Here is a 16,473-nt window from a genome sequence, read left to right on the forward strand (position 1 = left end):
ATGAGTATCGAGATGCCGAACCGGCCTATGGCCGCTAGTATCGAGGACGATGACGTCGTTCTGCAAGTTACCGGCCTGAAGGTGCACTTCCATCTGGACGAAGGGAAGCTCAAATCCGTGGATGGCGTGGACCTCGTCATCCGCAAAGGGAAAACGCTCGGCATCGTCGGGGAGAGCGGCTGCGGCAAGAGCGTCACCTCGCAGGCGCTGCTTCGGATCGTGCCGAAGCCGGGCAAGGTGGATGGCGAAATTCTGCTCAAGCGTAATGGCGGCGAATCGACGGCGGAGGTCGTCGATTTGGTGAAGCTGGATGCGAATGGCAAAGAGATCCGGAACGTAAGAGGCGGAGAGATCGCCATGATCTTTCAAGAGCCGATGAAGGCATTCTCGCCCATTCATACGATCGGCAATCAGATCATGGAGGCTATATTGCTGCATCGGACGAACGACAAGAAGGAGGCGAGGGAGATCGCGCTCGAGACGCTCGCCAGCGTCGGGATGTCGAACCCTAAGCAGCGGCTGGGCGAGTATCCCCACCAACTGTCCGGCGGCATGCGGCAGCGCGCGATGATTGCCATGGCGCTTGCTTCGCATCCTAAGATTCTGATTGCGGATGAACCGACGACAGCGCTGGACGTGACCGTACAGGCCCAAGTGCTGACGCTGATCAACGAGCTGAAGGAGAAGCTCGGCACGTCGGTCGTTTTCATCACGCACGACCTTGGCGTTATTGCCGAAATGTCCGACGAGGTGGCGGTCATGTATCTTGGCAAGGTCGTCGAATACACCGATGTCGACACGCTGTTCTATGGCCCAAGGCATCCGTACACGAAGGCGCTGCTCCATTCCATTCCGTCCGTGGCACAGCGGAATACGCGGCTTGAATCCATTGAGGGGTCGGTCCCGTATCCGATGAACCTTCCCGCGGGCTGCGGGTTCTACTCAAGGTGCCCGAAGGCACAGGCAGGCGTATGCAATGCGGCGGAAATCCCGCTCGTCAAGGTGAAAGACAACCATTACGTGCGCTGTCTATTCGCAGAAGACCAGAGTACCGGAGGTGCGAAGCAATGAGCGTGCAAGAATCCGATCTTGGGCACGTAGCCGGCAGGGAAGCCGAGCAGGATGACGTGATTTTGAACGTGCAGTCGCTGAAAAAATATTTTCCGATTAGGAAAGGCTTTCTTCAGCGGACGGAGGGCTACGTCAAGGCCGTCGACGATGTAAGCTTCTATATCCGCCAAGGCGAAACATTCGGGCTTGTCGGCGAATCCGGCTGCGGGAAGACGACGCTGGGCCGCTGCGTGCTGCGCGCCATCGAGCCGACAGAAGGGCTCATGATGTTCAAGGATCGGGAAGGTAGCGTACGCGACCTTAACGAATTGGATAATAAGGAAATGCGGAAGCTCCGCAGGGATATGCAGCTGATTTTCCAGGATCCCTATTCCTCCCTCAATCCCCGGATGACCGTTCAAAACATTGTGGCGGAGCCGCTGATCTGCAACGGGCTTGCGCATGGCGATGAGCTTCGGATGCGCGTCCGCCAGCTCATCGAACTGGTAGGTCTGAACAGTCGTCATATGGACCGTTATCCTCATGCGTTCAGTGGCGGCCAGCGCCAACGAATCGGCATCGCCCGCGCGCTCGCGACGAATCCGCGCTTTGTCGTTTGCGATGAAGCGGTCAGTGCGCTCGACGTATCCGTACAAGCTCAGATTCTGAATTTGCTGCAGGATCTGCAGAAGCAGCTGAGCCTCAGTTATCTCTTTATCTCGCACGATCTGGGGGTCATTCGGCATATTTCGGACCGCGTCGGTGTCATGTATGTCGGCCGGATGGTGGAGACGGGCTCCACCGAAGAGCTGTTCCGAAGGCCGCGCCATCCGTATACCGAGGCGCTTCTATCCGCCAAACCGGTACCGGATCCCCGGAAGAAAACCGAACGGATCATCCTGAAGGGGGAAGTCGCGAACCCCGCCAAACCGCCGTCGGGCTGTTATTTCCATCCGCGCTGCCCGTATGCGAAGGAGATTTGCGCCATTCAGAAGCCGGAGTGGCGAAGGGTAGGGGAGGATCATTTCGTCGCGTGCCACTTTGCCGACGAGTTGACCCTCCAGGGAGCTAAGAGCTTATGAGTCCCCTCATCGGCGCAATCCTCCTCTACATCGCGGCAATGATTGCCTTTATGTTCGGCACTGTGCTGTTCGTGCGCTTCGCGGTCAATCGCGTGATCGGGCAGAAGCACCGGCTGCTGGAGGAAATCATGGATACCGGCAGGCTGCCGAAGATTTGGTCAGACGGCTCGAAGCGTCCCGCGGAAACGGAGAAACAAGTAAAGAAGCTGGCGGAGTATGTCCGCAAGACGCGGCTGGTCGACAGCGATGAAACCCGCACGCTGCTGCTGACCTGTTTGGAGAACGCCAGAACGGCCCGGAAGGAGTGACGTGATTGGACCCCTATCTCAGACAGGAGAGGCGGAAGACCAACGCCGCTTTTCTCTCGTGGCTGCTCGTCCTTGTGCCGTCCCTTCTCGCTTTGCTCCTGTGGCTTTCGCTCCAGCATGCGGTAGAAATCGCACTCTCCATTAGCAGCGTCAGCACATGGTCGTGGGATGCGATCAAGACGTTTGCGTTTATCGGCTTCGGCCTTCTATGGCTGGCAGGTGTTTTTCTCATGCAGAACATGCTGTATCGGAGCGCCGTCCGCGGTATGCTGATCAGCAGGATCATGCAGATGAGCGCGCTGCTGCTCGGATTGCTGGCGTGCAGCCAAGCGATCCGCTTGCTGCTTGGCGCTGCGGAGATCTCGATCCGCTCGGTTCTTCCGGTTGCCCTCGAGGCGGTGCTTGCCGCTATTCTGTATGCGCTCTGCCGGTACTTTCATGCGCGACGGATCGCTGACCATGCCACCAAAGACAACAAGCCCTGGGCAAGGAGGACGTAATGGGAGAAGTACCACATTACCTCATGATAAAGCGCGAAATCGTGCGGTTGATCCGTACCGGGAAACTTCTTCCTAACGTTTCGCTGCCTGGACGATGGAAGCTTACGGAACAGTACGGTTGCAGCTGGGCGACGGTCAACCGTGCGATTCAGGAGCTGATCCTCGAGGGCGAGCTGTATGCCGAGAAAGGGAGGGGGACGTTCGTCAACCCGGCTGCTGCCGAGCGGGCAGAGCTTCCCCGAACCCTGTCCGTCCTGCTGTGCAGCTTCAACGAGAGCGTATATGACTCCGTGCTGAAGATGATCGAGGGCATCCGTGAGGCCGCCGGAACATTTGGGATTCCCGTAGATTTCGCCAATGTGCAGGATCCCGGAAGGTTCATCAATCTCGATCATCGGATCATCATTACGCCTGGGTTGTCGGACTACCCCGAACTGACAAAAGCGGCATTGCGCGGCGATCGATTCATCGTATTGGGCTCGGAATTTCGGGAGTCGGGCGGAAGATGGGTAAGTTCCGACACGCGAGAAGGTACGCGTAAGGCGGTCGGCCAGCTTCTTGCTGCGGGACACCGGCGCATCTTGTTGTTCGGTTTGCAGCGCGGTCTGCCCAATTACGAGCAGAAAGCGCGCGGTTACGAGGACGCTTTGCACGAATACGGACTGGAAACGGATCAGGAATGGATCGTGTATCGCCCTGAATACGCGACGGACGTTGAAGGGCTGTTCGGGTGCTGGATGAGAGAGCATCCCGGCTGCAGCGCCGTGTTTGCTGCGGACTACACGTCGGGCCTCGCGGTTCTAGGCTGGGCAATGAAGATCGGAATCCATATTCCAACGGAGCTATCCCTGTTCGTCATGGGGGAAGTTGATTCGTCTCCGTACTTGGTCATGCCGCCGAATAGCATCGTGCAGCCGTTCGCGGAAATGGGAAAGCAGGCCGTAAGGATGTTGTTCGGCGAAGATGATGTGCAGTGGGTCTTGCTTCCGTGCCGGCTTATCGATCGTCATTCGGTCATGCCCCCGCCTGAGTGCCGCAGCGGACCCTCGACGTTCGCGGGCGGAAAGGTTGCTGCTGCAGGCGATTCCGTTTCCGGGCGGAGCCTAACCTAATGAACGGCACATGCCGCACATGTCCGTCTATTTCAACTTACCAAGCCTATCTTCGGGAGGCGATCGTTCATGCATATCGATAATTTGATGGAGTTGACGCCAAGATTGAATTTCGCGAGCCGGGACCGGGCTCAGGCGGGGGATCAGTGGGGTCCCCGGACGATTCCGGATTGGCAGATATTCTCGATCGTGTCCGGAGAAGCCTTGCTCAAGCTGGGACGGCAATCTTACCGTATACGTCCTGGGGAGAGCGTGTTCTACGGACCGAACAGCCCGCATTACCTATCAGTCGAGAGACCGACCGAATATTTCAGCTTCCATTTCTCCTGGCATGAGACATCGCCGAGGCCCGAGCATCCCGCCTATCATATCAAGGACGTGCCGGCGAGATCACTGAACGCGGTTCCCGAGGACTGCAGCGTATTCGTTCCAGGCGTGGGAGAGGTGGAGATCCCGCATCATTTTTCAACGGTCGGGCTGGATTCCATTATGATCCGCATGGTCAAGGAGTACCATGACGAGGGAGCGGGCTACCCCTTCCTGCTGCGGGCGCTGCTGATGGAGCTGCTCATGCTGCTCATCCGGCAGCTCGCCCGTCAGAATAAAGGCGCGCTGCTGAGCAAGATCGAGCCTGCGCTCGCCGCGATTCGGGACAACCTGGGCATGCAGTGGTCGGTAAGCGAGCTTGCGGAGCTGTGCGGCTATCACCCGAGCTATTTCACCGGGTTGTTCTTCCAAGAGGTAGGACAAAATCCGAAGGAGTACCTCATCGCGGAACGGGTAAGGCAGGCGAAGACGGCTTTACTCAAAGGCGACCCGATCGAGAAAATAGCCGAGAGCCTCGGTTATACAAGTGTCCATTATTTCAGCAGCAGCTTCAAGAAGGCGACAGGTCTGTCTCCAAGCGAAATCAAGCAGAACCCGACATCCGTTCGCAGCTTGTCGGCGATTGAACCTTGACAGAGATAATCTTTCTTGCCCCTTCACAGCTGCTTGGGCAAGAAGGTTCCTCCTTAGCAAACAAAATGCCCTTGCATTTCGGCTGACTCAGCCTGCATGCAAGGGCGTTTATTTTGGATAAACCGTCAGTTGTCTTCCTTCGTATCGTCTGGATGGCGGCGCGGATGCTGCAGATGGGCTTCGAGCGCCGTAGTCTTCTTCTTCGGCACAAGACGCGGATCGGTCTCGCCAAACTCGTGATTGTCGTAATCCAGCTGGACCAGCTGCCACTCTGTCGTTCCGAGCTGCGGATCGGCCGGGAACACGTCGCCGCGGTTCAGCTTCTCTTCTCGTCCCCAATCGTTCTTGTAAGTGCCATCCACTTCGACTTGTTCACCGGACACGGGCTCCATTTCATAATGGCCGTTTCGTTCGCTTTCGTTCATCATGCTCTCCTCCTGGTCTCATCGGCTGTCGGCTACAGGCCGTGCTTTGGAACGGCGGCACGGTCGGCCTCGGATTGCGCTTTGCTTGCCGCGGCTTTGCCCGAACCGGATTGATCCGCCTTGGCTTGTGCCTGGCTCGCTTTACGCTGCAAATGGGAAGGTTGTTCGCCTGACATCATGATGGTTGCAGCCTCCTGATCGCTATAAGTCATGAAAATCCACCTTCAGTTTGCCACCGGAGCGTCCAAACTATGTGCGCATGCCATTAAACGAGCCGCAGCCCGCAGCTCGGACAGTCAACATCCCGGTGCGTAACGATCTCGCCGCAGGCCGGGCAGGGCTCTTGAAAGGGATTGGCATCGTCCGGCAGCCGGGCAGCGGCGCTTTCCTGCTCCGCCGACTGCTCCTGGCGAGCGGAAGAGCCGCCGAACAGCGCCTCCACGAACTGCTTCAGCTCCGACTGCTTGCCGGAATCGTCTGACGACAGCTTTATGACATAGATCATGATTGCGACAAGCCCGCCCGCAAGAATTAGGACAATACTGGTTGCAATCGTATTCATCATATTGTACTTGTCCCCCTTGGTTATTTGAGCTGATACCGGGCCTCCAGCTTCTTGCCTCCGAACCACATGACGACGAGCAGCGCAAGCGCGGCCGCGATGCGCCAAGGCTCTTGAAGCAGGTCTCCAATGTTGAAGCTGAGGAGAGAAACCATGAAGATCATAACGGCCTTGCCAAGCAGTATGGCAAGCACGAAGGAACGAAACGGAATGCTGCTTAAGCCGGAAATCACGTTAATGAGCGCAGAAGGCGAGAAGGGGAAGCAGGCAAACAGAAAGATCGGCGTAAAGCCCTTATGCTCGATATAACCGAGTAATTTGTCCGCCCGCTTGAATTTGTGCCGCAGCCAGCCGCTGAAATGCCCGCCGAGTCTGCGCGAAAGCCAGAACAGCAGAAGAGATCCGGAGCAGACCCCTAACCAGGAATACAGCGATCCCAGCCATAGGCCGTAGATATTGGCGTTTGCGGCAACGAAAACAAGAAGCGGCAGCACGGGGATAAAGGCTTCAGCAAGCGGAAGCAGAATGCCGGGAAGTGGGCCGTAAGCCGAGTAGCTCTCCAGCGTCCGCTGCAAATGCGCCAAATCCATGTTTTTCAGCTGGCGCATCCAAGTTTCGAAGATGGTCATTCCAATTGTTCCTCCTGCCTCTATCACCGATGGCCGTGGTTATCATGAAACGCACGGAACGGAAACCAAATATAGAATAGTGCAATAACCGCATACATAATGCCGCTGTACCAGAGTACCGCGGATTGTCCTTGCCACAGTGCGAGCGTGCCGCCGAGGACGGGTCCGATCATGCCGCCGATGCCCTCCACGGTGGAGAATATTCCCCACCCGAGCCCCTGCTGCGCAGGAGGCACATAGTTTGCGAGCAGTGCATTCCAAGCAGGCAGCAGCGTGGCATAGGAAAGCCCCAATATGGCTGTAAGCAGCATGCACTCCCAGAGCGGCGGCGCAAGGGACAGCAAGTAGAGGGCGACGCCGATAAAGCCGAAGCCGAGCACGAGAAACCATTTCTTCCCCCCGAGGATGTCGGACAGGCGCCCAAGCGGAATGAGACCAATTACGGTGAATACCCCGCCGGCGAGCAGCAGCATGGAGTATTGCGCGCCGTTCATGCCGAGCTGATCCTCGGCAAAGCTCGGCAGCACGGGTACAAGCATGCCTGCGCCCATCGTCTGCAGCACCATGCCGGGCAGCAGAAGACGCATATTGCGAAGCCGTTCTTTCAGAATGGCATACTGCTCCCGAAGCGGAAGGGTAGGCGCTGCTTCGGATGCCCGTTTGTTCGTGATAAAGAGCGCGAGCAGCCAGCTCAGCAGCACCATAATCAGGAGCAGATAGTAAGTCATTGATCGGCTGTGATCCATGAGCAGGTTGCTTGCGATCGGACCGGCGCCGATTCCGATGAACCAGATCGTGTACAGGAAACCCATCTGCATTGCCCGCCGATCGGGCGAAACCTTAGTCAAGCAGACGATCCAGATCGGCGAAATGCCGACGCCGTAGAGCGCTGCGGCCGTAATAAACAGCCAGGGCTGTTCGGCGAAAGGAATCAGGAAGATGCCGGTTAATGAAGCGAGCAGCCCGATATGGACGATGAACCGAATGGAGAAGCGGTCGAGCAAGTAGCCGATGACCATTTTGAGTACGGTATCCGTCAAGTAATGCGCCGTGACGGCGATGCCGATAATATCAAGCGATAAGCCGAGCGATTTCTCGCCGTAGATCGGCAGGAAGCTGATCAGCGCGGCACCGCGGACGAATTCGACAAGCAGCAGAATGACCGCGAAGAGAATCATTTCCCGGCCAAACAGACGTAGTTTGATGGTGGTCACATCTCCTTGTTCATCCTCACATCCCTGAAGGGCTAACGAATCACGGGCGGGCTGATGTCTTTCCCATTATAAGCAAGCTGGAACAAAAATCCAAGGCGATGGTATTCGCCGCATCCTTCTCCTGGAGCTTGCGCGCACGGACCCTATGATGGGTTAAACGAACGGGATCATGAATGAGTTTCATAATTTCGCTCTCCAGCTGCGCCGGCGAGTGAATTAAGACCGCGACCGCTTTCCGCTGCAAATAGAGCGCGTTGTTACGTTCTTGACCCGGAACAGGCTGGTATGCGAAAATCGGCAGTCCCAGCGAGAGCGATTCCGCGAGCGTAACGCCGCCGGGTTTCGTGACGATGCAGGCAGCAAGCGTCATAAGCTCATGCATCGCTTCGACGTAACCGAATATCCGCAGCTGGCCGCTGGCGCATGCCTCGGCGAATTGGGCGCACAGCGAAGCGGCGAGCGCTTCGTTGCGACCGCAGACGACGGCAACGGTAAGCTCAGGATTCCCCAACAGCGGCAAAATCATATCGGCAATGCCGGGAAGCGTGCCTTGGGCGCCGGCCATGACGAGCACAACCGGGCTGAGGGCAGAGAAGCCGTAACGCAGGCGGCAGTCTGGATCAACGGAAGCGGACCGGAAGCCGCGTTTGAGCGGAATGCCGCTGACGCAAATACGGCGTTCGGGAATGCCGAGCGCGCTGAGCTCGTGCTTCATATCTTCGGTAGGGACGTAATAGCGGTCGATGTCGGGATGAACCCAGCGCCTGTGCAGATCGAAATCGGTGACGACGGTACAAGTCGGGATATGCAGGCCGATCTGTTGTTTAAGGGCGGGCATGGCAAGCAGAGGGAAGGTATGGATAACCGCATCGGGGCGTTCTTGAAGCAGCAACCGGCGAAGCCGGTCGCGGCCGAAGGAATGAAGCCAGTTGGCGAACAGGGAGTCGTGTTTCATCGGCTTGGTCACATCATACAGCCAGCCGTAAAGGTTCGGCATCAGCGAGTAGCTCTTCATGTAGACCCGCCGGGTCATGGCATTAATCCAGGGATGCGCCTCGGCAAGGAGATCGACTAGAAGCGGCTCTCCAAGGCGATGGTCGATAATGGCGTCGCTTATAGCCCGGGCTGCTTGCAGATGCCCGTCGCCGTAAGAGGCATACAGAATCATGATCTTCATCGTACAGAACACCTCCTGCCGGCAAGCATAGCGCATGAATGTCACTGGGCGGTAAGCGGCATATGAAGTGATTGTAAGGCATTTGGAAAAAAAGCCCCGAACCGCACGGTAGCGTGCAGTTCAGGGCTTGAGGCAAGCGCTCAAATCAGCAGATTGAATAACACGGGGTCCTTGTTCAGCTCCAAGTAGCTGATGCCTTTGTTGTTCATGCGCTGGATTAGCGGTTCATAATCCTGGCGGTTCTTCAGCTCGATGCCGACCAGCGCAGGGGCTTTATCCTTGTTATGCTTCTTCGTGTATTCGAACCTTGTGATGTCGTCTTCCGACCCCAGTACCTCGTCCAAAAATTCACGGAGAGAGCCGGCCCGCTGCGGGAAGCTGACCATGAAATAATGCATCAACCCTTCGAAGACAAGGGAGCGCTCCTTGATTTCCTGCATCCGGTCGACGTCGTTATTGCCGCCGCTTACCACGCAGACGACGGTCTTCCCGGCAATTTGTTCGCGGTACAGATCAAGGGCGGCAATCGGCAGGGCGCCTGCCGGCTCTGCAACAATCGCGTTCTCGTTGTAGAGCGCAAGCATGGCGGTGCAGGTTTTACCCTCGGGAACGATCACGATATCGTCAAGCAGCTCGCGGCACATGCGGAAGGTCAAATCACCTACCCGTTTGACGGCCGCGCCGTCGACGAATTTATCGATCGTCTCCAGCGTCTGGACCTCTCCGGCATCCAGCGATGCACGCATGGACGGCGCGCCTTCGGGCTCTATGCCGATCAACTTCGTCCCTGGAGACACCGCTTTGACATACGCGCCGACACCGGCTGCAAGACCGCCTCCGCCTATCGTGACGAAGACGAAATCCGGCGCCGATTCCACCGCCTCCATGATTTCTTTGCCGATGGTGCCGTTGCCGGCAATGATTTTGGGATCATCGAATGGGTGGATGAAGGCAAGATCGTCCTTGCGGCTGGCCGCAAGAGCTTCATTGAACGCGTCGTCGAACGTGTCGCCGATCAGAATAATTTCCACGTTCGGACCGCCGAAGAAAGCGACCTGGTTGACCTTCTGGCGCGGCGTCGTGCTAGGCATATAGATCTTGCCGGGGATGCCGAGCGTTTGGCAGGAATATGCGACGCCCTGCGCATGGTTGCCCGCGCTTGCGCAGACAACGCCGCGCATCAGCCGCTCTTCCGGCAGCGACTTGATGAGATGATAGGCGCCGCGCAGCTTAAAGGAACGGACGACCTGCAGATCCTCGCGCTTCAGCAGCACATTGCAGCCGTAGCGCTCGGACAGCACGCGGTTATGCTGCAGCGGCGTGCGCGCGGATACTTCCTTCACGTGCATTTGAGCCTGCGCAATCTCGGTCAGCCCCACTGTCAGCGCCTCGTAGTTACGTTCGTTTCCCATGTGAATCTTTCTCCTTTGCTCATCCCATGACTTGATAGTGAAGCTATAAACTAAAAAAATCCCGTCCCCGTAAGGGACGAGATGATCTCTCGTGTTACCACCCTGATTCTGCTTGCGAATTCGCATTCGTGCGAAGACCTAACAGCTCTTAGCCGCGTACTGCCGTACGTGCTCCATGTAACGGCGGAAGCCGTCCATGCTTATGATCGCTGCGGGGAATACAATACCCGGTCGGTTCGGCATGGCTTCTCAGGGAGGATGCTTCGTTCGCAGGCAATCGTCGGCTTTCAGCGGACACCGACTCTCTGGAGATTGCGTTCGGGCGGGCGAGCTTGTTCCCGTCAATGAATTTGGGCGAAATGGTTGAATTATTATACTTGTTATACCCCCGTGTTAGGTGAAATGTCAACGGTCAATTCAAGGGTATTCATTTTTGATGCAGCAGCTGGGATAATGTGGTACATTTTGGTGGCGATCGATTCGAATCCGGAGGTAGAGCATCATGGGAAACAAGCCGTTTCTTGGTCATTACGGACTGTATGCTATTATCGTGTTTTTTGCAATTTGCTGGACGCTGCTCGCGTTCCATCCTTACAGCGTTTTCGATTGGTGGCTTGAGAATCTGCTGACCTTAGCCTCGCTGGCTGGCTTGGCTGCAAGCTATCGTTGGTTCCGCTTCAGTAATAGCTCTTATTTCCTAATCATGATCTTCATCGTCATGCACACGATCGGCGCGCATTTTGCGTACAACACGACACCGATAGATCGCTTCTTAAACCTATTGTTTCATTTTGAACGTCAAAACTACGACCGCGTCGTCCACTTTGCTTTCGGCCTGCTCATTGCCTACCCCGTCTATGAGGTCATCGTCCGATTGACGAGTATGCGCAGAGGCTGGGCGCATATCGCCGTGCCATGGCTCATTCTTGGCTTCGGCGCGTACTATGAGCTGATCGAAATGTGGGTCGCGCTTATTGTTTCCCCTGAGAAAGGAGCCATGTTTCTCGGCAGCCAGGGCGATCCGTGGGATGCCCAGCACGATATGGAGGTTGCGCTTTACGGCGCATCTATTGCGATGCTGGCTGCGTTTCTGTTTCGCCGGCGGCGATAGACGGGAACTGGCTCATGTCGACGTCGGGATACGTTAGGTGGAGTGAATTCATCGCCGACTCTACAATGCGGAGCACGAGGTAGTCGCGGAACCAGCGGTTATTCGCAGGGACAATATACCAAGGACAGCGTTTGGTGGAAGTCGCTTTGAACGCCTGCTCGTATGCCTTCTGGTAGGCGGGCCAGTAACGGCGCTCCTCGAGGTCGCTGGGATCGAATTTCCACAGCTTTTCGGGATTTTCCATACGCTCATGAATTTTTTTGAGCTGAAAATCCGGCGAGATATGAAGGAAAATCTTAATGACCGTAATACCGCTGTCACTTAGCATTTTCTCGAAATGAACAATATGCTTGAGCCGCTTGGACGCTTCTTTGTTGTCGATGACACCGTGCACGCGCGTGATGAGGACCTCCTCGTAGTAGGAGCGGTTGAAGGCCGAGATCGTGCCTTTGGGCGGGGCGACCTTATGCGTCCGCCACAGAAAATCATGGGATGCTTCATCGGGCGTCGGCTTCTTGAAGCTCTCTGCCCGGAACCCCTGCGGATTGAGCCCGGCAAGCACCTTCTTGATGACGCCGTCTTTCCCGCTGCAATCCATGCCTTGAAAGAGGATCAGCACGCCGTTTCGCTTGCTTGCATAAAGCCTCTCCTGATGCTCCTCAAGCTTGTCCTTCAGTTCGTCGAACGCGTCCGCGATCTCGTCTTTATCTGCAATGCCTGCCGTATCCTCGGGATCAATGTTCGAGAGGGACAGCTTGCGTTTCTCGTTTAGTCGGTAGTTCTCCAGCATGCGCATTCTCCTTTAATCGTTGTAAGTGTTGGTAACATTTATTTCCAATTATAGCTTGTGCAACTTCAGATTTATAGCCGATGAACACATGTTGCGCACTTTCTAATTTCTAATGCAGGTAAAACCGGAAATGGATTATAATTGAAAACTAGCGGCACCTTAGGGTGCAAGAAGGAGATACGCATGATTACCCGCATTTTGCTTATTCGGCACGGCGATTCTTCTCCTATGGTCAGCGTGGACCGCGAGCGAGGCTTGACCGAGCAAGGCCATGAGACGGTGCGGCGCATGACCGAGGAACTGCGCGATGTATCAATTGACGCAGTCGTTTCCAGTCCATATGTCAGGGCATTAATGACCGTTCAGGGCATTGCTGACGAACGGGGGTTGTCTGTCGCGACCTTCGAGGACTTGAGAGAACGGCAGCTATACGGCTCGGATGCCTTATTGCCTTCGGATGCTTTTTATCATGCGGTCAGACGTTCTTTCGACGATCATGATGTCGTGCTGGAGGGCGGAGAGTCTTTCAGGGAAGCCCAGCTTCGTGCTGTGCCGGTGATTCGCGATATGGTGAGCGTTTACCGGGGAAGGACCGTTGCCGTCGGCACGCATGGCAATATCATGACCATGATCCTGCATGCGTTCGATGAACGCTTCGGCTGGGAGTTCTGGCGTCAGTTGACGATGCCGGATGTGTACGCCATGACGTTCGAGGGCGATGAACTACAGGGGGTGGAACGACTATGGAGCCCGTCTATCGGGAGATGATGTTGTCCGACTATGAAGCTTGTTACGCACTCTGGTCCGCAACGAGCGGCATGGCTTTAAGTGATGCGGATTCGCCTGAAGCGATCGACCGGTATTTGCAGCGCAATCCCGGCTGCAGCTTCGTCTGCGAAAGCGGCGGCAGGCTGCTCGGCACCCTATTGGGCGGTCATGACGGCCGAAGGGGCTACATTTATCACGCGGCTGTTGCTTTAGACCAACGCGGTCAAGGTATCGGCGGGCAGTTGGTCAGGCGGAGTTTGGACAATCTTCGCAAAGCAGGAATCCAAAAATGTCATTTGTTCGTTATAGAAGATAACGAGATCGGCAGCCGCTTCTGGGCCCATTCAGGCTGGGAGAGGCGGGATGGGATTTTGTTGTATTCGGCAGCTACGTAGACGCTGCGGAGAGGGGCTGCCATGCACGATATCCAGATCCGCAGGCTGGAGGCTTCGGCTTGCCACGATTGGTCTAAGCTGCTGCAAGAGAGCAGGCGTGAAGGCTATCGCCATATTGACCGCCTGACCGAGGCGTATAGAAACGGAACGAACCGCTTCGACCGCGAAGGGGAGCTGCTGCTCGCAGCTGAAATCGGCGGCGAGCTTGCCGGTATCGGCGGCCTTAATGGGACCCCCCTGCCTGCAGTCGGACGAGTTCGGCGGGTCTATGTGTCCCCGGAGTTTCGAAGGAGAGGCGTCGCAAGGACACTCATGCAAGCATTGATCGCATCGGCAGGTCCCGCTTACGGGCGGCTGGTCTTGCGAACGGACAATCCGGCGGCGTGCGCGCTTTATGAATCGCTTGGGTTTCGCAGTGTGCAGGGCGAAGAAGGAATCACGCATGAACTTAATCTCATGAAGGATATAGGAGGATGAAGAAGATGGAACAAAAGAACATTCAGCACATGGTGATTTTTAATTTGAAGCATGAAGCGGGATCCCCGGAGGCGGAAAAGTTTTTGCAGGATGGCAGCCGGTTGCTGACCTCGATTCCGGTTGTGAAATCGTTCAAGGTGTTCAAGCAAGTGAGCCCGAAGAACGATTATGATTACGGGTTCTCCATGATTTTCAGCAGTCAAGCCGATTATGAGACGTACAATGCGCATCCGGTCCATGTCGACTTCGTCGAGAACCGCTGGATTCCGGAGGTTAGCCGGTTTCTAGAGATCGATTTTGAATCCTACGAGGTGTAGGTTAACTTGGGCATAGTGAAGCCGGTCGGGGCAGCGTTACTATCGCGGGCGGCGAAGGCCAAACCGTCTATCGGCTGAAGGTCAGCGGGAAAGAACATGACGTGCGCGTCATCGTCAGCCTGCCCATGCCGCAAGGCGGGCCGCGGAAGGTGGAGAAGCTTCAGCTGGAGCGTTAGGACACTAATTAGGTTAATAACTGTCACATACAAACAATTTGCCTGCAAAAAAAGCAAACCGGGCGGTTAGCCCGGTTTGCTGAGAAGGGTACGAAACTGCTCCGTCAGGAGCGGCACGATCTCGAATAAGTCCCCGACGATTCCATAATCGGCTACGCCGAAGATGGGGGCGTCGGGGTCTTTGTTGATGGCGACGATGACGCGGGATTGGCTCATGCCGGCCAGATGCTGGATGGCGCCGCTGATGCCGCAGGCGATGTAGAGCTTCGGCGTGACGGTCTTGCCCGTCTGGCCGATCTGCAGCGCGTAGTCGCAATAGCCGGCATCGCAGGCGCCGCGCGAGGCGCCGACTGCGCCGCCGAGCACCGCGGCCAGCGCGGCGAGCGGAGCGAAGCCCTCCGCGCTGCGCACGCCTCTGCCGCCGGCGACGATGATGTCCGCCTCGGCGAGATCGACCGTACCGCCCGTCTTGCGCACGACGCTGCGGACGGTGGTCCATAACGGCGGCGCGGGGTAGGGCAGCGCCGCGATGACGCCTTCGCTGCCGGGAGCGACCGGCTCCGCGACGGGCAGGTTGTTGGGGCGCACCGTCAGCACCCCCGGTGCGCCGGGAAGAAACCGCCGCTGCTCGAACGCCTTGCCGGCGTAGAGCGGGCGCGTGAAGACCGCGTCCGCGCCGCCATCGCCCTGCAGGTCGATGGCAGTAACGTCCGCGACGTGGCCGCCACCGACCGAGGCGGCCACGCGGGGCGCGAGCTCGCGCCCCGCTGCGGTGTGGCCGAGCACGATCACGCTCGGCCGCACCGCGGCAACGGCGGCGCCGATGACGGCGGCGTACGCCTCCGGCGCAAAGCCGGCCAGGGCGGGGTCGTCTACGACATGGACGACCCCGGCCCCCCGGGCGGCGAGCTCCGCGGCGGCTTCCTGCAGCGCCGCCTCGGGCCCGCCGCCGACGAGGACGGCGTGCACGCTGCCGCCGTCCCCGGCCAGGAGCCGCGCGGCGCCGAGCGCTTCCAGCGCCACGCGCCGCAGCTTGCCATCCGCGCACTCGGCATAGACGAGTGCCGTACGTTTCAATGGTTCGGTCATCTTTGATCCGGACCTCCCTTCTTAGAAAAGCTTCGCTTCGCGCTGCAGTAGCTCCGCGAGCAGCGCTGCCTGCTCCGCAGGCGCGCCGCTCAGCTTGCGCCCGGCCGCGCGGAGCGGCGGCGCCAGGAGCGCGAGCCGCTCCGTGCGCGGCGCAAGATCACCCGCATCAAGGCCGAGATCATGGATGCTCACTTGGCGGAGCGGCTTGCGCTTCGCTTTCATAATGCCCGGCAGCGACGGGTACCGCGGTTCGTTCAGCCCTTGCTGCGCGGTGATGAGCGCAGGGAGGGGGATTTCAACCGTTTCGTCGCCCCATTCCGTATCCCGTACGACGACGGCAACCTTGTCCCCGCTGCCCCAAGACGCGCCGTTGTGCGCCTTTACGGGCTTGGCATCGGCTCCGTTACCGCCTGCCGCCCTGGCAGCTCCGGCGGAATCCCCGTCCCGCACCTCCAGCTTCAGCGCCGCCGCCGCATGCGGCAGTCCCAGCCGTTCGGCAATCTGCAGCGCAATGCTGCCTGCGCCGCGGTCCACGGCAAACAGCCCCGCCAAGATCAGGTCCGGCAGCATCGGCTGCAAGGCGACGGCAAGCGCCGCAGCGACGGCATGCCCGTCGTCCGGCAGCCCATCCTGTTCCAGCAGCACCGCTTCGTCGGCGCCCATGGCAAGGGCGGTTCGCAGCGCCTCCACGGCGCGGTCGCTTCCGCACGAAACGACCGTCACGCTGCCGCCGTGCGCCTCGCGCAGGCGCAGCGCCTCCTCCAGCGCGTATTCGTCGTAAGGGTTAATGATGAATTTGACGCTGTCATCGGCGACAGCCCCGTTCACCAGCTCGATTTTCTCCTCCGTATCGAAGGTTTGCTTGATCAATACCACCAGCTTCATCGGTACCGGACACCTCCCGATTGCTTCGTAATCG

The 16,473-nt window shown here is 57.7% G+C and carries 21 protein-coding genes; 11 read left to right on the forward strand and 10 right to left on the reverse strand.

Annotated elements, in window-relative coordinates; all coding sequences use genetic code 11:
* The 6 genes from KXU80_RS21625 to KXU80_RS21650 all read left to right on the forward strand — a co-directional run bounded on the left by KXU80_RS21625 (window position 1) and on the right by KXU80_RS21650 (window position 5,012).
* Window positions 1-1,071 (forward strand): ABC transporter ATP-binding protein, encoded by a 1,071-nt coding sequence (locus tag KXU80_RS21625; protein ID WP_258171094.1) that lies wholly within the window; start codon window positions 1-3, stop codon window positions 1,069-1,071.
* Window positions 1,068-2,132 carry an ABC transporter ATP-binding protein gene (locus tag KXU80_RS21630; RefSeq protein ID WP_219835210.1) on the forward strand — a complete coding sequence of 355 codons (1,065 nt, stop codon included), beginning with the start codon at window positions 1,068-1,070 and terminating at the stop codon, window positions 2,130-2,132. Before KXU80_RS21625 ends, KXU80_RS21630 begins: the two co-directional genes overlap by 4 nt.
* Window positions 2,129-2,440, forward strand: coding sequence for a hypothetical protein (locus tag KXU80_RS21635; RefSeq protein WP_219835212.1), 312 nt, complete (start codon window positions 2,129-2,131; stop codon window positions 2,438-2,440). Before KXU80_RS21630 ends, KXU80_RS21635 begins: the two co-directional genes overlap by 4 nt.
* A gap of 5 nt (window positions 2,441-2,445) precedes the next feature.
* The gene (locus KXU80_RS21640) at window positions 2,446-2,940 is read left to right on the forward strand and encodes a hypothetical protein (protein ID WP_219835213.1); all 495 of its coding nucleotides are present in this window, start codon (window positions 2,446-2,448) and stop codon (window positions 2,938-2,940) included.
* Window positions 2,940-4,052: a substrate-binding domain-containing protein gene (locus tag KXU80_RS21645; protein ID WP_219835215.1), complete on the forward strand. Its 1,113-nt coding sequence runs from the start codon at window positions 2,940-2,942 to the stop codon at window positions 4,050-4,052. The genes KXU80_RS21640 and KXU80_RS21645 overlap by 1 nt, the downstream gene beginning before the upstream one ends.
* Window positions 4,053-4,121: 69 nt before the next feature.
* Window positions 4,122-5,012 (forward strand): helix-turn-helix transcriptional regulator, encoded by an 891-nt coding sequence (locus KXU80_RS21650; RefSeq protein ID WP_219835217.1) that lies wholly within the window; start codon window positions 4,122-4,124, stop codon window positions 5,010-5,012.
* 125 nt (window positions 5,013-5,137) lie between these two features.
* Here KXU80_RS21650 and KXU80_RS21655 read toward each other — a convergent pair whose 3' ends face one another.
* From KXU80_RS21655 to ilvA, 7 genes are all read right to left on the reverse strand, one after another.
* A complete protein-coding gene (locus tag KXU80_RS21655) occupies window positions 5,138-5,440 on the reverse strand; it encodes a transposase (protein ID WP_374987714.1) in 303 nt (100 codons plus the stop codon).
* 29 nt (window positions 5,441-5,469) lie between these two features.
* Window positions 5,470-5,649, reverse strand: coding sequence for a hypothetical protein (locus KXU80_RS21660; RefSeq protein ID WP_219839282.1), 180 nt, complete (start codon window positions 5,647-5,649; stop codon window positions 5,470-5,472).
* 53 nt (window positions 5,650-5,702) lie between these two features.
* Complete coding sequence (locus KXU80_RS21665; protein WP_219835218.1) at window positions 5,703-6,002, reverse strand: zinc ribbon domain-containing protein; 300 nt, start codon at window positions 6,000-6,002, stop codon at window positions 5,703-5,705.
* A 20-nt stretch (window positions 6,003-6,022) separates the two neighbouring features.
* Window positions 6,023-6,628 (reverse strand): TVP38/TMEM64 family protein, encoded by a 606-nt coding sequence (locus KXU80_RS21670; RefSeq protein WP_219835219.1) that lies wholly within the window; start codon window positions 6,626-6,628, stop codon window positions 6,023-6,025.
* Between the two features lie 23 nt (window positions 6,629-6,651).
* A complete protein-coding gene (locus tag KXU80_RS21675) occupies window positions 6,652-7,842 on the reverse strand; it encodes an MFS transporter (RefSeq protein WP_258171095.1) in 1,191 nt (396 codons plus the stop codon).
* 40 nt (window positions 7,843-7,882) lie between these two features.
* Window positions 7,883-9,019 carry an MGDG synthase family glycosyltransferase gene (locus KXU80_RS21680; RefSeq protein ID WP_219835220.1) on the reverse strand — a complete coding sequence of 379 codons (1,137 nt, stop codon included), beginning with the start codon at window positions 9,017-9,019 and terminating at the stop codon, window positions 7,883-7,885.
* A gap of 140 nt (window positions 9,020-9,159) precedes the next feature.
* A complete protein-coding gene (ilvA, locus tag KXU80_RS21685; RefSeq protein WP_219835221.1) occupies window positions 9,160-10,431 on the reverse strand; it encodes a threonine ammonia-lyase IlvA in 1,272 nt (423 codons plus the stop codon).
* Between the two features lie 502 nt (window positions 10,432-10,933).
* On the opposite strand from ilvA, the gene KXU80_RS21690 reads away from it, so the two are divergent.
* Window positions 10,934-11,542, forward strand: coding sequence for a DUF2238 domain-containing protein (locus KXU80_RS21690; RefSeq protein WP_219835222.1), 609 nt, complete (start codon window positions 10,934-10,936; stop codon window positions 11,540-11,542).
* Here KXU80_RS21690 and KXU80_RS21695 read toward each other — a convergent pair.
* On the reverse strand, window positions 11,499-12,332 hold the full coding sequence (locus tag KXU80_RS21695; protein WP_219835224.1) for a PPK2 family polyphosphate kinase: 834 nt from the start codon (window positions 12,330-12,332) through the stop codon (window positions 11,499-11,501). The two genes, KXU80_RS21690 and KXU80_RS21695, sit on opposite strands and share 44 nt — an antisense overlap.
* A 183-nt stretch (window positions 12,333-12,515) precedes the next feature.
* On the opposite strand from KXU80_RS21695, the gene KXU80_RS21700 reads away from it, so the two are divergent.
* From KXU80_RS21700 to KXU80_RS21715, 4 genes are read left to right on the forward strand one after another with little or no spacing between them, the layout of a single operon-like run.
* Window positions 12,516-13,100 carry a histidine phosphatase family protein gene (locus tag KXU80_RS21700; RefSeq protein ID WP_219835225.1) on the forward strand — a complete coding sequence of 195 codons (585 nt, stop codon included), beginning with the start codon at window positions 12,516-12,518 and terminating at the stop codon, window positions 13,098-13,100.
* Window positions 13,076-13,495, forward strand: coding sequence for a GNAT family N-acetyltransferase (locus KXU80_RS21705; RefSeq protein WP_219835226.1), 420 nt, complete (start codon window positions 13,076-13,078; stop codon window positions 13,493-13,495). Before KXU80_RS21700 ends, KXU80_RS21705 begins: the two co-directional genes overlap by 25 nt.
* A gap of 21 nt (window positions 13,496-13,516) precedes the next feature.
* Window positions 13,517-13,972 carry a GNAT family N-acetyltransferase gene (locus KXU80_RS21710; RefSeq protein ID WP_219835227.1) on the forward strand — a complete coding sequence of 152 codons (456 nt, stop codon included), beginning with the start codon at window positions 13,517-13,519 and terminating at the stop codon, window positions 13,970-13,972.
* A 5-nt stretch (window positions 13,973-13,977) separates the two neighbouring features.
* Window positions 13,978-14,289, forward strand: a complete 312-nt coding sequence (locus KXU80_RS21715; RefSeq protein ID WP_219835229.1) for a Dabb family protein — start codon at window positions 13,978-13,980, stop codon at window positions 14,287-14,289.
* Window positions 14,290-14,531: 242 nt separating this feature from the next.
* On the opposite strand, the gene KXU80_RS21720 is transcribed toward KXU80_RS21715, so the two are convergent.
* Window positions 14,532-15,542 carry an electron transfer flavoprotein subunit alpha/FixB family protein gene (locus tag KXU80_RS21720; protein WP_308858325.1) on the reverse strand — a complete coding sequence of 337 codons (1,011 nt, stop codon included), beginning with the start codon at window positions 15,540-15,542 and terminating at the stop codon, window positions 14,532-14,534.
* A 33-nt stretch (window positions 15,543-15,575) separates the two neighbouring features.
* Window positions 15,576-16,439 (reverse strand): electron transfer flavoprotein subunit beta/FixA family protein, encoded by an 864-nt coding sequence (locus tag KXU80_RS21725; protein WP_219839157.1) that lies wholly within the window; start codon window positions 16,437-16,439, stop codon window positions 15,576-15,578.
* Window positions 16,440-16,473 lie beyond the last annotated feature (34 nt).

Origin of the sequence: Paenibacillus sp. R14(2021), from assembly GCF_019431355.1 — a bacterium.
In the GTDB taxonomy this organism is placed as follows: Bacteria; Bacillota; Bacilli; order Paenibacillales; family Paenibacillaceae; genus Paenibacillus_Z.

What these genes read in the sequence shown, in the direction of transcription:
- KXU80_RS21625 (WP_258171094.1), top strand. Translation starts at nt 1, where the DNA reads ATGAGTATCGAGATGCCGAACCGGCCTATGGCCGCTAGTATCGAGGAC.
- KXU80_RS21630 (WP_219835210.1), top strand. Translation starts at nt 1,068, where the DNA reads ATGAGCGTGCAAGAATCCGATCTTGGGCACGTAGCCGGCAGGGAAGCC.
- KXU80_RS21635 (WP_219835212.1), top strand. Translation starts at nt 2,129, where the DNA reads ATGAGTCCCCTCATCGGCGCAATCCTCCTCTACATCGCGGCAATGATT.
- KXU80_RS21645 (WP_219835215.1), top strand. Translation starts at nt 2,940, where the DNA reads ATGGGAGAAGTACCACATTACCTCATGATAAAGCGCGAAATCGTGCGG.
- KXU80_RS21650 (WP_219835217.1), top strand. Translation starts at nt 4,122, where the DNA reads ATGCATATCGATAATTTGATGGAGTTGACGCCAAGATTGAATTTCGCG.
- KXU80_RS21655 (WP_374987714.1), bottom strand. Translation starts at nt 5,440, where the DNA reads ATGATGAACGAAAGCGAACGAAACGGCCATTATGAAATGGAGCCCGTG.
- KXU80_RS21660 (WP_219839282.1), bottom strand. Translation starts at nt 5,649, where the DNA reads ATGACTTATAGCGATCAGGAGGCTGCAACCATCATGATGTCAGGCGAA.
- KXU80_RS21665 (WP_219835218.1), bottom strand. Translation starts at nt 6,002, where the DNA reads ATGATGAATACGATTGCAACCAGTATTGTCCTAATTCTTGCGGGCGGG.
- KXU80_RS21670 (WP_219835219.1), bottom strand. Translation starts at nt 6,628, where the DNA reads ATGACCATCTTCGAAACTTGGATGCGCCAGCTGAAAAACATGGATTTG.
- KXU80_RS21680 (WP_219835220.1), bottom strand. Translation starts at nt 9,019, where the DNA reads ATGAAGATCATGATTCTGTATGCCTCTTACGGCGACGGGCATCTGCAA.
- ilvA (WP_219835221.1), bottom strand. Translation starts at nt 10,431, where the DNA reads ATGGGAAACGAACGTAACTACGAGGCGCTGACAGTGGGGCTGACCGAG.
- KXU80_RS21690 (WP_219835222.1), top strand. Translation starts at nt 10,934, where the DNA reads ATGGGAAACAAGCCGTTTCTTGGTCATTACGGACTGTATGCTATTATC.
- KXU80_RS21695 (WP_219835224.1), bottom strand. Translation starts at nt 12,332, where the DNA reads ATGCTGGAGAACTACCGACTAAACGAGAAACGCAAGCTGTCCCTCTCG.
- KXU80_RS21700 (WP_219835225.1), top strand. Translation starts at nt 12,516, where the DNA reads ATGATTACCCGCATTTTGCTTATTCGGCACGGCGATTCTTCTCCTATG.
- KXU80_RS21705 (WP_219835226.1), top strand. Translation starts at nt 13,076, where the DNA reads ATGGAGCCCGTCTATCGGGAGATGATGTTGTCCGACTATGAAGCTTGT.
- KXU80_RS21710 (WP_219835227.1), top strand. Translation starts at nt 13,517, where the DNA reads ATGCACGATATCCAGATCCGCAGGCTGGAGGCTTCGGCTTGCCACGAT.
- KXU80_RS21715 (WP_219835229.1), top strand. Translation starts at nt 13,978, where the DNA reads ATGGAACAAAAGAACATTCAGCACATGGTGATTTTTAATTTGAAGCAT.
- KXU80_RS21725 (WP_219839157.1), bottom strand. Translation starts at nt 16,439, where the DNA reads ATGAAGCTGGTGGTATTGATCAAGCAAACCTTCGATACGGAGGAGAAA.